The organism is Paenibacillus sp. RC67 (genome assembly GCF_030020805.1).
Lineage (GTDB): Bacteria > Bacillota > Bacilli > Paenibacillales > NBRC-103111 > Paenibacillus_S.
This window is the reverse complement of sequence record NZ_CP125098.1, coordinates 4,859,689-4,873,450: the sequence shown is the minus strand read 5'-3', so window position 1 is coordinate 4,873,450 and position 13,762 is coordinate 4,859,689. Positions and strand designations below refer to the sequence as shown.

11 protein-coding genes are annotated in these 13,762 nt (G+C 46.1%); 6 read left to right on the top strand and 5 right to left on the bottom strand.

Annotation, left to right across the window (positions count from 1 at the left end; genetic code table 11):
• Positions 1-2: 2 nt before the first annotated feature.
• Complete coding sequence (locus tag QMA13_RS22400) at positions 3-437, bottom strand: GlcG/HbpS family heme-binding protein (RefSeq protein ID WP_282935958.1); 435 nt, start codon at positions 435-437, stop codon at positions 3-5.
• Between the two features lie 198 nt (positions 438-635).
• Here QMA13_RS22400 and QMA13_RS22395 point away from each other — a divergent pair, with 198 nt between their 5' ends.
• The 3 genes from QMA13_RS22395 (at position 636) to QMA13_RS22385 (ending at position 3,669) form a co-directional block, all read left to right on the top strand.
• The gene (locus QMA13_RS22395; protein ID WP_282935957.1) at positions 636-1,514 is read left to right on the top strand and encodes a radical SAM/SPASM domain-containing protein; all 879 of its coding nucleotides are present in this window, start codon (positions 636-638) and stop codon (positions 1,512-1,514) included.
• Between the two features lie 191 nt (positions 1,515-1,705).
• Entirely contained in the window at positions 1,706-2,434 is a 729-nt protein-coding gene (locus tag QMA13_RS22390; RefSeq protein WP_282935956.1) for a hypothetical protein, read from the top strand.
• Positions 2,435-2,451: 17 nt separating this feature from the next.
• Positions 2,452-3,669 carry a hypothetical protein gene (locus QMA13_RS22385; RefSeq protein WP_282935955.1) on the top strand — a complete coding sequence of 406 codons (1,218 nt, stop codon included), beginning with the start codon at positions 2,452-2,454 and terminating at the stop codon, positions 3,667-3,669.
• 229 nt (positions 3,670-3,898) lie between these two features.
• On the opposite strand, the gene QMA13_RS22380 is transcribed toward QMA13_RS22385, so the two are convergent.
• The 3 genes from QMA13_RS22380 to QMA13_RS22370 form a co-directional block, all read right to left on the bottom strand.
• A complete protein-coding gene (locus QMA13_RS22380; protein WP_282935954.1) occupies positions 3,899-5,011 on the bottom strand; it encodes a Gfo/Idh/MocA family protein in 1,113 nt (370 codons plus the stop codon).
• A gap of 175 nt (positions 5,012-5,186) precedes the next feature.
• On the bottom strand, positions 5,187-5,801 hold the full coding sequence (locus tag QMA13_RS22375) for a hypothetical protein (protein ID WP_282935953.1): 615 nt from the start codon (positions 5,799-5,801) through the stop codon (positions 5,187-5,189).
• A gap of 89 nt (positions 5,802-5,890) precedes the next feature.
• Complete coding sequence (locus tag QMA13_RS22370) at positions 5,891-6,097, bottom strand: hypothetical protein (RefSeq protein ID WP_282935952.1); 207 nt, start codon at positions 6,095-6,097, stop codon at positions 5,891-5,893.
• Positions 6,098-6,544: 447 nt separating this feature from the next.
• Here QMA13_RS22370 and QMA13_RS22365 point away from each other — a divergent pair, with 447 nt between their 5' ends.
• The 3 genes from QMA13_RS22365 (at position 6,545) to QMA13_RS22355 (ending at position 9,929) form a co-directional block, all read left to right on the top strand.
• Positions 6,545-7,255: a glycosyltransferase gene (locus QMA13_RS22365; protein WP_282935951.1), complete on the top strand. Its 711-nt coding sequence runs from the start codon at positions 6,545-6,547 to the stop codon at positions 7,253-7,255.
• Positions 7,255-7,947, top strand: a complete 693-nt coding sequence (locus QMA13_RS22360; protein WP_282935950.1) for a class I SAM-dependent methyltransferase — start codon at positions 7,255-7,257, stop codon at positions 7,945-7,947. Before QMA13_RS22365 ends, QMA13_RS22360 begins: the two co-directional genes overlap by 1 nt.
• Before the next feature lie 86 nt (positions 7,948-8,033).
• Complete coding sequence (locus QMA13_RS22355; protein ID WP_282935949.1) at positions 8,034-9,929, top strand: glycosyltransferase; 1,896 nt, start codon at positions 8,034-8,036, stop codon at positions 9,927-9,929.
• A gap of 87 nt (positions 9,930-10,016) precedes the next feature.
• On the opposite strand, the gene QMA13_RS22350 is transcribed toward QMA13_RS22355, so the two are convergent.
• Complete coding sequence (locus QMA13_RS22350; protein WP_282935948.1) at positions 10,017-13,460, bottom strand: BclA C-terminal domain-containing protein; 3,444 nt, start codon at positions 13,458-13,460, stop codon at positions 10,017-10,019.
• Positions 13,461-13,762: the final 302 nt, after the last annotated feature.

Genomic DNA, 13,762 nt, shown 5'->3' with positions numbered 1-13,762 from the left:
AACTAATTAAAGCCTATTCTAGCATGAGGGAGACCTTCAAATGCCTGAATAGCTGCGTTAGCCACTATGACATCATTCGCGCTCGTACTTCCGCTGACACCAATCCCTCCAACCACCTTGCCGTTCCAAGTGATCGGTACACCACCTCCGAGAACAACGATCCGACCGTGGTTTGTCGTATTGATGCCATACGATTCTCCATTGGGAAGGGCGGCTTTGGCCAAATTTGCCGTAGGTACTCTCATCGCTAGCGCTGTCCAGGCTTTATTCTGGGCAATATCAATGCTTCCAAGCTTGGCATCGTCCATTCGATGGAAAGCTAACAGATTGCCGCCCTCATCCACTATGGCGATGGACTCGTCGATGCCAAGCTCTTTCGACTTTTGTTCTGCGATTCTCAATAAATATTTGGCGATTTCCAATGACAATACAGACATTTGCTTCGCTCCTTCAATTAGGGTCATTTGCCTATCATACACATTATGCAAGGTACGCACGTGGGGTTCTGACCTTCTAACTTTAGTTATAAGAGCGGTTCATGCTGCATTACCATTTGATGCAGCTAGATAAATAGATGGATTTGTGCAATGATTAGATTATAATAGAATAGAATCTAATAATAGAAGGATACAGCGATGAAAAAATTCAAAAAGTTTTATATTGAAATAACGAGCGTATGCAATCTGGCCTGCACCTTCTGTCCTCCGACGAAGCGGGAAGCCAATTTTATTAAAATCGATGCATTTACCCATATTTTAGATCAAGTGCGGCCTCATACGGACTATATTTATTTTCATGTCAAAGGCGAGCCGCTGCTTCATCCGAAGATCGACCAACTGCTAGACTTAAGTCATGAGCGCGGGTTTCAAGTGAATTTGACGACAAACGGAACGCTAATTCCTAAGGTAAAGCATAAAATTTTGATGAAGCCTGCACTCAGACAGGTGAATATTTCTCTGCACAGCTTTGATGGACACGTAGGCTCGACGGATAGGGAAGGATATATCGCCAACGTCCTTTCTTTCGCTAAAGAAGCCTCTGAGAAGAATAATGTTACTATTTCCTTAAGACTTTGGAATCTGGATACGGATAATGCTACGAATGCAGAGCGGAGCCGAAATCGCGAGATTCTTGGGATGATAGAGGAAGAATTTGATCTGGATTACAAGATTGAAGAAAAAGTCGTTCGCGGCAGCGGAACCAAAATTGCTGAGCGCATCTATATTAATCAGGATCATGAATTCCAGTGGCCGGATCTCAAAGAAGATGAGGATGACGGAAAAGGCTTCTGTCACGGGCTTCGCAACCAAGCTGCAATATTGTCTAACGGAACGGTTGTACCTTGCTGCCTGGATGGAGAGGGAGTTATTAATTTAGGAAATGTACATGACAAGCCGTTTGCAGAAATTATCGAGGGTGAGAGAGCGAATCGATTGTATGACGGATTCTCGCGGAGAGAGGTCGTTGAGGAGCTGTGCAGAAAGTGCGGCTATAGAAGAAGATTTGATATGTAATAGGTGTTAATAACCAAACAGTATGCCCAGCCTTGGCGGTCATGCTGTTTTTTTTTTGCAACAAAAAGGAGTCGGAATATGAAAATGAAGCAAAAAGAAATGAAGACTGGACATTTATTGTGTTGCCGCTTTCAGTATATGCTTCTTAAGAAGCATTTGTATAAATTAGGAAAACTATCGGAGGCGTTACTATGCAATCAGATGTTACAGTGTGGAAAGACGAAGCTCTGATCGAGCTTTTGCACGAAAAGATGGACACCAAGGTAGGTTATCCTGCGCTATTGGCGCCTGAAGATGCATATCCAGATGTGACGATAACGATTAATAGCGGAGGAAGCGTCACGGTGAAAATCATTCATTTGCCTACAGGTCAAGTAGTGGCATCTGCTATGAACAAGCACATTGAAGCCAATGACCAAACTGTTCTCAGCTTTCAAGAGAAGTCTGCGTTGCTGGGTGCTTATAGAGTTGAAGTGGAACTCTCACTGGAGGGGAACGCGACTCGCAGCGAATATTATTATTTCACTTTAATCTCGGAGCTTCCTGCACGCAGCAGTAAAGCTGCTTATACGAATGAGACAGGTGCTATGAACTATTTGCCGGATTATCGCGGCAATCGTCTTCCGGATTTCTCGGGAGTTGGCTACCGAGGAGGAGGCGAATCGATTCCCGACGTACCGGTTCAAATAAAGCTGGTTCCTATATCTGGCGATAATACAAGCCATATTCAAAAAGCTATCGACCAGGTATCTCAATTGCCATTGGATGCGAATGGATTCCGTGGAGCGGTCTTGCTGGCCAAAGGGGTTTATGAAATCGCTTCTTCCCTGGAAATCAGGGTAAGCGGCGTCATACTGCGGGGGGAGGTCAGGGAGATGTACGTAAGCTATGGTACGATCCGGACCAATGTGCAAGTCTAGAGCAGCTGAAAGCTCAGTTGTATGGGCAGGACGCGACAATTCTCATCGCTACAGGAAGCGAAAGGCGAAGATTGATCAGAATTTACGGTTCGGAAGCGGGTTTTCGTGAGAAAATAGGCGAAAGCAGTGAGATTATCGATAGCTATGTCCCCGTAGGGGCCAACACGTTTCGTGTGGAGCATCCTGAACGTTTTGAGATTGGGGATGCCATAATTGTACAAAGAAGTGGCAATGCAGCGTGGATTCACGAAATCGGTATGGATAGCATCCCACCGCGCTCTGACGGCTCTAAGATAACCCAATGGTCACCGTTTGAACTGGAATTCGAGCATGTCATCACCGGGATCGATGGAAATTCGATCATAGTTGATTCCTCCTTGATGAATGCGATTGAAAGCCGCTGGGGGGGAGGAAGAATATCTAAATTCGATGATACAGCCCGAATTAGTGAGGTCGGTGTTGAAAACTTACGAGGCATTGCATTCTGGGTACCGAATAGTGATGGCGTTGATGATACGCGTCATGCGAACGAGTTCGTCGACTTGGATTATTGCAAAAACGGTTGGGTCAGGAATGTGACACTGGAGCATTTCAACAGCACTAACGGCGCTTTCAGGACTGGTAGAGGCTCCAAGTGGATCACCATCGAGGACAGCTCCAACCTGATTGCCGATAAAAAGTTTTACAACGGCAAAGGCTATGATCCGACCGGCCGCACCTTTTATGAGACGAATATTTATGTGGGGCGATACGGATTCTATTTGATTGGACAGTCTGGTCTGGTGCTCCGATGCTTTGCGCTGAATAATCGCCACGGTTTTACACTGGGCTCTAGAGTGACAGGACCTAACGTGTTCCTGGATTGTGAAGGTGAGCAGCCCTTAACTTGGAGCGAGCCGCATCATCGTTGGTCGGTGGGAGGTCTGTACGACAACGTCCATGATATGATTTCGCTCATGAACCGACTCAATATGGGTTCGGGTCATGGTTGGGCAGGAGCGAACTATGCAGCATGGAATACGGAAGGGACACTTGTTGCTCATCAGCCGCCTACCGCCCAGAACTGGTCTATTGGACACATTGGGAAGAAAGATAATGGCGGTAATCGAGGTCCGGACGGTTTCTGGGATTCCTATGGGGAGCATGTGGAGCCACGCAGTCTCTATCTGCAGCAGCTGAAGGATCGGCTAGGTGAGGGAGCTTTACTGAGGATTGGATACGGAGAAGATTTATAATCTTTGTAGAATTTTTCGTTTGAGGTTTAAGGCAGAGGCTTTGCTTTTATGGCAAAGCCTTAAGCTTTTGGTATTAGGGTGAGGTAATGCGACAATTCTTCCAAGTCCAGTATGGGGATAAAAATGGATTAGGAAGCAAATGATTAAAATCGTTGGTAATAATGCCATCAAATAGATTTCATTGCTCTGATAGCGTGCTTCATTTTTCCCCTCTATACTTTCTCCACTATTATATATAACTGCTGCGAGTATCGAATATTTGTGGATCCAATCTAGCCCATGGAGTAAACGTAGTCGTCAACTGATAACGTTGACCCGACTCCGCAGATTGATACGCACCGAACATGATCTCATGTACATGCAGCTGTTGTTTGCCTGATTGTACTGGCTGCTCACCAGTTCTGAGACAATGAACAAAGTGGGCGATCACGCTCTCATTTTTCTGTTTGGAAATCACCCCATGAGGGATATAGCAATTCTCCATACCACGCCAAGTGACTTGTTCAGCATCAGGTATGATTTGATCCAATGTCTGTACAATCAATGGAAACCCGCTATCATTAAGAGCCAAGGTCCCCTTACGTCCATAAATAATGGTATTGTTCTGTTTGAACGACATCCCCCATAAGGAACGAATGACGGCATGCTGCCCTTCTGCAAATTGGACGATTATCGTCACATTATCATCCACATCACTGACCACTTTTTTGCCGTCGCCGACAATTCGATTTGGAATCAATGTATTGACTTCTGCCATAACGCTTATAGCAGGTCCTAACAATCCAACAAGTCGGCTGACCGGATAAACCAAGCAATCAAGCACTGCACCGCCATGCGATATGGATTTATCGTAGTACCAATTGTCTCGCCAGGGTCCTGGAAGGGAAAGCTGTGCCTCGGCACCTGTGATCTTTCCGAGGTATCGCTCATTGACACATTCAGATGCGGCTAAGAAAGCAGGCTGTAGATCAAACGGTAAACTCATAAAGATGACGTTTTTTTCCTCTGCAAGGGCAACCATCCGCTTACAATCCTCAAAGGTTGTAGCCATTGGCTTCTCATTTAGCACGTTCAGTCCTCGCTCAAGCGCAGCAAGGACCGGTTCAGCATGCATAGAATGGGGAGTAGTGACGACAACGGCATCAAGGTCCACTTCGTCCATCATGACTCGATAATCGTCATACCATCTTGGGACTCCGTACGAGGCTGCCTTCCTCTCTGCATTTTCCAAATGTTTAGAGCAAGTTGCAACAAATCGCACTCCCTCTAGTTTGGCCGCTTTTTCAAAATATCGATTACTGACATGGCCGCTTCCAATCATGCCTAGATTAATAGTTTTCATTGGAATCTCCTATTTTCAATCAATACTAGTTTCCATTATTTCGAAAAGGGTCTGGGTACAAATGCTGTCAATCTATCTCTATAAGTAGTTGTTTTGTTCTAATATTTTTTATTTCGTTCATATCTTAAGGATACTATTTAATATAAGTCATCCTTATATTTGTATTACATACATACTATGTATTATCAAAAAACCATTTTTTCATTTTCTGTAACATTTCAATTCCAATTTCATTATTTTTATTGTAAATCCATTCAAATAAAGGTTCATTAATAAATGCAATTAAGTCTTTCTGTGAATGATCCAAGCTTTGGAGCAATTCCTCGTAATCGTATTCTATAGAAAACGGTGTTTCTCTATTTTCCACAGATGAGTCGGGATTATCCGACCATACCCTAACCAAATTGTTCTGATACAATATCTCTGGGCTTGGATTATGTCCTAACCATGGGCTGGATTTACTTTTTACAGAAAGATGCACCTCATTCCAATTCTCTAATCCACAACAACAACTAGGTAATATTTTTTTGTTTTGATTTTCAAAAAAAGCAATTCCGCCTGAGACTGCAATATGATCTTCCTTAAATAAATCATTAAATGAATCTTCTAGAGTTTGTTGTACATTTATATCGTTATAACCAAATAACAGTATTAAAAATAAACTAACATCTTCGTTGCTACTATCTGCACTTAAGATAACGTATTCTTTACGTATCACATTATTTTCAACCCAGATAGGACATTCAAAGTGAGGTGCTATAATTACTGGTTTGGTATAAGGTTTTGTCATGCCCCAAATCACTCCGCACATGTGAAATAAAGTTGATTCATATCTAGAAAGGCCATATAAAATGCTTTAAGTATTTATCGATAATCTTTTTAATAATTGCTCTCCTGGAGATTTAAAAATTGTATTTTTTTTTTAATGAATTCCTCTACTTCAGATAATTTAGCCGGTCTATACCCTGGGCCACCGCACCCACAGGAATGATATGAAAAACCGCTATTATACAAGAGTTCAACCTTTAGCCATTGCTTAAAGTCAGTTTGTTTTGGAGCTTTGAAATCATGTCCCACATTTTTCATAATTTCACTACACTGTGGTTCCCTTTTTTCTAGCTCGGATTCTGATTCTTGCTTAAATACCTTATTACATTTAAAGCAAGCGTAAATATTTTTATACGGGCCAGAGAATCACTTCATTAGAGCATAATAAATGGAGTGTAACTCCCCTTGTAAACTACTAGCAAACCACTAGCAAACCACGAGTATATTTACATCCGGATATATATTCGTGAGATTCATAAAGCATCCTTTATTTGGATATAAAAGATTTTGAATATTCCTTATTAAGCAGTTCTACTCAGCGACTTTTTGAGAAAGCCCCTCTATATGGAGGGGTTCTTCGTGTTTCGCGTAGTAAAGTGATTTTTCAATATATACTGCGGCATTCGTTCAGAAACTCGAAATAATACGCAGGGTAAAAGCATATTTTTATATAAATAAAAGCTTTGTAACAAAAGGAGGTGGGAGATGCGAGCACTGAATTCGAAGCTAACCCTTTCAATGATTGTTCGCAATGAGAGTGAGCGTTATTTACCGCGTGTGTTGGCTTCATTGAAGCATATGATTGATGAAGCAGTCATTATCGATGATGGCAGTACGGACAATACGGTGAATATGGTACGTGATACGTTAAGTGGACTTCCTCTGAGGCTTGTTGAAAATCAGCAATCCACATTCTCCAATGAGGTCATCTTACGAAGACAGCAATGGGAGGAGACGATTCAGACTAATCCGAGCTGGATTCTTAATCTGGATGCCGATGAGATGTTTGAGGATAATTTTCACGAGCAATTAGATGACATTCTGAAACAACAAGAGCATGATGCTATTTATTTCCGTCTGTACGATATGTGGAATGAAAAGCAGTATCGGAGTGATAGCTATTGGTATGCGCATCAAAATTACCGTCCATTTCTTATAAGATACCGTGAGGATATGGAAACCAAGTGGCGGGATACACCGCAGCATTGCGGCCGCTTTCCAGAATCGATTAATCAGCTTTCCTATACATGCCATTCAGCAAGAATAAAGCATTACGGATGGGCGCGGGCTGAAGACCGGTTAGCTAAGTATAAAAGATATATGGAACTGGACCCCGATGCGCGGTATGGCTGGAAAGAACAATATGATTCAATCCTTGATCCAAGCCCTACACTAGTTTCATGGGAGGATGTTTAATGCTTGTTAGAGATATTGAAACGGCCTTGTCTCATACTGACCAATGGGAATGGAAACATGGCTTAGCGCTTCATAAAGGGGCAATTGTTCATTTATGCCGGCGTATTGAAGCAAATTCAAAGAAATTTCAAGTACTGGAGCTGGGAGGAGGGTACTCCACGTTATTTTGGCATGCTCTTCTCAAACTAGATTTACTGCAGGTTCAAGTTACGACCCTTGAGCATCATGGAGCATGGGCAAAAGAGCTTGCGGTGCTTCTGGAGGGATGGGAAGGGGGGAGTATTTATAATCTATCCTTGAAACAAATAAGCGAAGAGCAAAGCGAGAGCTTGTTTGCATCACCAAAAGAATCATTGGGAAGGTGGACCACGGTGGGTGCGGTTGTGCCTAAGGAGCTTGAGGACCATTATACGATTAGAAATACGTTCTACGATGGATTGGAACAGCTCTCACTACCTGCTCAATCCATTGATGCAATGATCGTTGATGGTCCTCATGGTAATGGACGCTCTTTTGCGTACCCTTTATTTTGCAATGCGCTTAAGCCGGATGCTTTAGTATTGATTGACGATTTTGATCATTATCCGTTTCTTCCTGATCTTGGACGGGTGTTTCATTATGAGGAGCTTTACAGAGAAGCGGTGGGCAATAAGCGGTGGGTTCTTGTTCGTTTGCAGGGAATGAGGGATTAATATTCCTGGAGTTCGATAGCTCTCACATGGAGGAATAGTTCATGAAGGAAGGACGAGAAGTGCCTTACTAGGAAAGGGGGAGGCTTTTGGAGCGGCGACGTGTTCTGATCGGAAGTCCTGTCCAACAAAAACCGGCTATTTTGCGAGAATTTTTATTATCTTTGACTGAATTGAATGTAGAAGCCGTAACGGTAGATTACCTGTTCATCGACGACAATGTTGAAGAGGCATCCGGTGAACTGCTTAAGCAATTCGAGCAGGAACGAGAGAATGTGATAATCCGACGATCATGTGAGAATACGGGTACTAATACATATGTAACGAATGAGCATACTCATATCTGGAAAGAGGAGCAAATTTGGAAAGTTGCCAGACTGAAGGATTCCCTGATCGATCACGCGAGAGAAGAGGACTATGATTACTTATTTCTTATCGACTCGGATTTAGTACTGCATTCACTTACTCTTGAGCAGCTCGTGCAGGCGGATAAAGATATTATTGCCAATATTTTCTGGACACGCTGGCAGCCAAATACTATGGAGATGCCGCAAGTATGGCTTCAGGATGAATATCAATTATTTACTAAGGATCGCGCGGGTAGCATGAATGACTTGGAGAAAAACGAACGAACCGCTCAATTTTTACAACAGCTCCGTATTCCTGGTATTTATGAGGTTGGTGGACTAGGAGCATGTACTCTGATTAGCCGTAAAGCGTTAATGCAAGGCGTCAACTTTCAAGAGATACGGAATGTTTCGTTTTGGGGGGAAGATAGGCACTTCTGTATTCGGGCTCAAGCTTTGGGATTGCAGTTGTACGTGGACACACACTATCCAGCCTACCATATTTATCGGGAATCGGAGCTGTCTGGCATAGCCTCATATAAAAAGAAGAGCTTTGAGCGCAGCAGATGCCTTACGATCAGCTTGTGTATGATTGTCAAAAACGAAGAAGGTTCATTAGAACGCTGTTTATCCTCTATAAAAGATATTGCAGATGAAATCATAATCGTGGATACAGGCTCAACGGATCGAACCAAACGAATCGCTGAGCAATTTACGAATAAAATTTATGATTTTGAATGGATAGATGATTTTGCCGCTGCTCGCAACTATGCGTTTAGCAAAGCAACGATGGATTATATATTATGGTTGGATGCAGACGACGTCATTGAGGAAAAGGACAGAAAGCAATTTATAGCATTGAAATATTCTCTTGCCCCTGGAGTAGACAGTGTGTCGATGCCATATCATCTAGCATTCGATGCTCAAGGTCATGTTGTGCAAAGCCTGAGACGCAATCGTTTGGTACGACGGGAACGAAATTTCATTTGGATTGGTGCGGTTCATGAGTATTTAGCGGTAGGCGGGACTATTCACCATAGCTCGGTTGCCATCACACACAAAAAAGATAAAGAGTACTCAGACAGGAACCTGGGAATTTATCGAAAACGTTGGGAGCGGGGAGAGTCTTTCACAGCACGGGACTTATACTATTATTCCAATGAATTACGGGATCATCGCTACTATGAGGAAGCGATTCTCGGTTACGAAGAGTTTCTGGCCAAACAGGAAGGCTGGATTGAAGATAATATAGCTGCTTGTATGAAGCTAGCGGATTGCTATGGTCATTTGTATGAGGAGGAACAACGGCTCAAGTCTTTGCTGCGGACGTTCGAGTACGATCTCCCTAGAGCTGAATGTTGCTGCCGACTAGGAGATCTATATTTGGAAAAAGAGGAATATGCAAAAGCAATAGAATGGTATAAATTGGCTACGACGTTAGAAAAGCCGGTAACGATGGGAATGTCGGATCATCGTGCATCTACATGGCTCCCCCATATTCAGCTGTGCGTCTGTTATGATAGATTAGGGCAATATGAGAAGGCGAAATATCATAATGATATCGGTCTATCCTATGTTCCCGACCATCCAGGCATGATATATAACAAACAATATTTGGAACGAATTCTCACTGCATAAGGTACATGGAACAGGCATCCGCCAGGTGACATAAGTCATTAGGGGATGCCTGCTTGCATGCTACTATGTTTACGGTCAAATTCAAATTTAGCTTAATCTTATAATAGTTAAAGTTGCTCCAGGAGGTGAAAGAACAGCTGATGCAAGGAGTCCAAACAGTTGCAGCTGGATGGTAGAGCCTGCAGTTATGTTTATTATTGACTCAGAAAGCAATGACGATGTAGAAAGAGCAGGTGTAACGACAGATGCTGGTACTTGAGCTCCATTGAGAAGAATGGCGGATTGGACAAGTAAAGCGGCTGTTAAAGTAAGCCTATAAGATATATAGTAATTTCCCGTAGTGGCTATTGTAAGGGTATCATTAGAGCCATTGATAGTAATCCCAGCACCAATGTTTTGGTTTGTTGGAAGTGGAACAAGGGTACCTCCTAATAGGACGGCAATGGTACCATTTGTATTTTCCCCAAAGAAATAAGTCGATGTTAAGCTCGAACCTGTAATTCCGGTTGTACCCGTAACTCCAGTAGTTCCGGTAACCCCAGTTGCCCCAGTGGCTCCAGTAGTTCCTGTACCTCCAGTAGTACCAGTTGGTCCAGTGTCCCCGGTGGTTCCTGTAGCGCCAGTAGCGCCTGTGACTCCGGTGGAACCGGTCGGCCCGGTGTCCCCAGTGGTTCCTGTAGTGCCGGTAGCACCCGTGTCTCCGGTGGAACCGGTTGGCCCGGTGTCCCCAGTGGTTCCAGTAGCGCCAGTAGCGCCCGTGTCTCCGGTGGAACCAGTCGGCCCGGTGTCCCCTGTAGTTCCCGTAGCGCCAGTAGCACCCGCGTCTCCGGTGGAACCAGTCGACCCAGTGTCCCCAGTGGTCCCTGTAGCGCCGGTAGCGCCCGTGACTCCGGTTGAACCGGTTGGCCCAGCATCCCCGGTGACTCCAGTAGTTCCGGTAGCGCCCGTGTCTCCGGTGGAACCGGTTGGCCCGGTGTCCCCAGTGGTTCCTGTAGCGCCAGTAGCGCCCGTGTCTCCGGTGGAACCAGTCGGCCCGGTGTCCCCTGTAGTTCCCGTAGCGCCAGTAGCACCCGCGTCTCCGGTGGAACCAGTGGAACCAGTCGACCCAGTGTCCCCAGTGGTTCCCGTAGCGCCAGTAGCACCCGCGTCTCCGGTGGAACCAGTCGACCCAGTGTTCCCAGTGGTTCCTGTAGCGCCGGTAGCGCCCGTGACTCCGGTTGAACCGGTTGGCCCAGCATCCCCGGTGACTCCCGTAGTGCCGGTAGCGCCCGTGACTCCGGTTGAACCGGTCGGCCCAGTATCCCCTGTGGTTCCCGTAGCGCCAGTAGCGCCTGTGACTCCGGTTGAACCAGTCGGCCCAGTGTCGCCAGTGGTCCCTGTAGCGCCGGTAGCACCCGCGTCTCCGGTGGAACCAGTCGACCCGGTGTCTCCAGTGGTTCCCGTAGCGCCAGTCGGACCTGTGACTCCGGTTGAACCGGTCGGCCCGATGTCCCCAGTGGTTCCCGTAGCGCCAGTAGCACCCGCGTCTCCGGTGGAACCAGTCGACCCAGTGTCCCCAGTGGTTCCTGTAGCGCCGGTAGCGCCCGTGACTCCGGTTGAACCGGTTGGCCCAGCATCCCCGGTGGCTCCCGTTGCCCCCGTTGTCCCTGTAGCACCAGCCGCAGCAAGAAGGGTATAGTCCGGAGAAGAACCAGGAGTTCCCGCAGGCCCAGCCACATTGGCAATATAGGTGCTGCCATTAAAAGTAACGACTTGGCCCTGCGGATAAGTAGGGCTAACTGCAGGATCAAAAGCAACGATACCCTCTAAACCGACTCCTGTGGCGCCTGTATTCCCAGTCGCTCCTGTAGATCCAGTGTCCCCGGTAGCGCCCGTAGCTCCTATGTCACCGGTGGCACCGGTATCTCCCGTGCTTCCAGTGCTTCCCGTAGCACCCGTATCACCAGAGCCTGTAGCCCCTGTCGCTCCCATCGTCCCCGTTGCGCCGGCCGCAGCAAGAAGGGTATAGTCCGGGGAGGTTCCAGGGATACCTGAAGGACTAGCGATATTGGCAACATAGGTGCTGCCGTTAAAAGTAACGACTTGCCCCTGCGGATAAGAAGGACTCACTGCAGGGTTAAATGCGACAATTCCATCCAGGCCGACGCCAGTCGCCCCGGTAGTTCCTGTTGCTCCAGTGGATCCAGTGATCCCCGTAGCCCCTGTGGCTCCTGTAGTACCGGTACTTCCCGTGCCGCCAGTGATACCCTGCGCACCCGTGGCACCGGTCGCGCCAGAGCCCGTAGCCCCAGTAACTCCGGCAGTCCCCGTGGCTCCCGTAGAGCCAGCGGCAGCGAGAAGGGTATAGTCAGGAGAGGTTCCAGGGATACCCGCAGGCCCAGCCACATTGGTAATATAGGTGCTGCCGTTAAAAGTAACGACTTGCCCCTGTGGATAAGAAGGACTCACTGCAGGGTTAAACGCGACAATTCCTTCCAAGCCGACGCCAGTAGCCCCGGTAGTTCCTGTTGTTCCAGTGGATCCAGTGATCCCCGAATTCCCGGTGGCCCCTGTAGCTCCGGTACTTCCTGTCCCGCCAGTGATACCCTGTGCACCCGTGGCACCGGTAGCGCCAGAGCCCGTAGCCCCAGTAACTCCGGCAGCCCCCGTGGTTCCCGTAGAGCCAGCGGCAGCGAGAAGGGTATAGTCAGCAGAGGTTCCAGGGATACCCGCAGGACTGGCAACATTGGTAACATAGGTGCTGCCGTTAAAAGTAACGACTTGGCCCTGCGGATAAGAGGGGCTAACCGCAGGATTAAACGTAACAATTCCTTCCAATCCGACGCCCGTTGCTCCAGTAGCCCCCGTAGCACCAGTAGCGCCAGTGGCCCCAGTAGCTCCCATAGGACCAGCAGAACCGGCAGGGCCAGGAGGGCCTGCTGCGCCAGCTGCTGCCAGCAGCGTATAATCAGGTGTTGTATTAGGAAAACCGACAGGACTTGATACATTAACAAGGTAAGTACTTCCCTCAAATGTAACAACTTGACCTTTAGTGTAGGATGGGGCATCAGAAGGATTGAAGACAACAACACCCTCTAAACCTTGACCTCCAATGTAGACAGATGGAAGAATGACGGACAACTGAATTTCTAGATTACGAATTAAGGCAACTAAATGGTCTTTCGTACTCGGAATAATTTTTAGCAGCAAAATCGTAGTTAAAAGTGATTCTAACAATTGTTGCAAGTTAATAAGAATTCCAATGGTCGGAAAAGGATTGATTTCTGTAGAGGTAATAATCAGTTCTAGAATAGACTGAAGCTCAGCGGTTAGAGGGATTTGAGAAATAGAGTTATTAACAAATGTAAGCAAGCTCTGAAGAGTATTTCTGAAATTGGTTATGTTAACAGGGGTTTGAGTAGTAAGAGCGAGAGGAGCTGTGTTCGTCAAACTAACTAAAATGCGATCTAACTCTGCTACTTGCGCTGGTGTGATATAAATGATTCCGACCGGTTTCTCTCGTTGGTTACCACCGTCCGATGAATTGCTCATGAATTTGCCTCCTTCTTTGATGTTCGCGTTGATCGGGAAAAGCTGCTCCGAAACGCACAGTTCTCTTCCAGAAATATGCCATTTTACTGAAGATTATCCCTACTGGACCTTGCTGATGAATATTAAGTTTTTCAAGGGAATCCTAGGATGACTTAGTACAGGATTAAATGCAGGAGAAGAAAAGAAAGGAGGACTTGCGGCATTTTTTATTAGTCAAAGAGGATCGATTTCTGTTCCATGCTTGATGGGAAATGTATATGTGACAAGAATCTTAAATAACTGCACAAAAATATGCAATTATT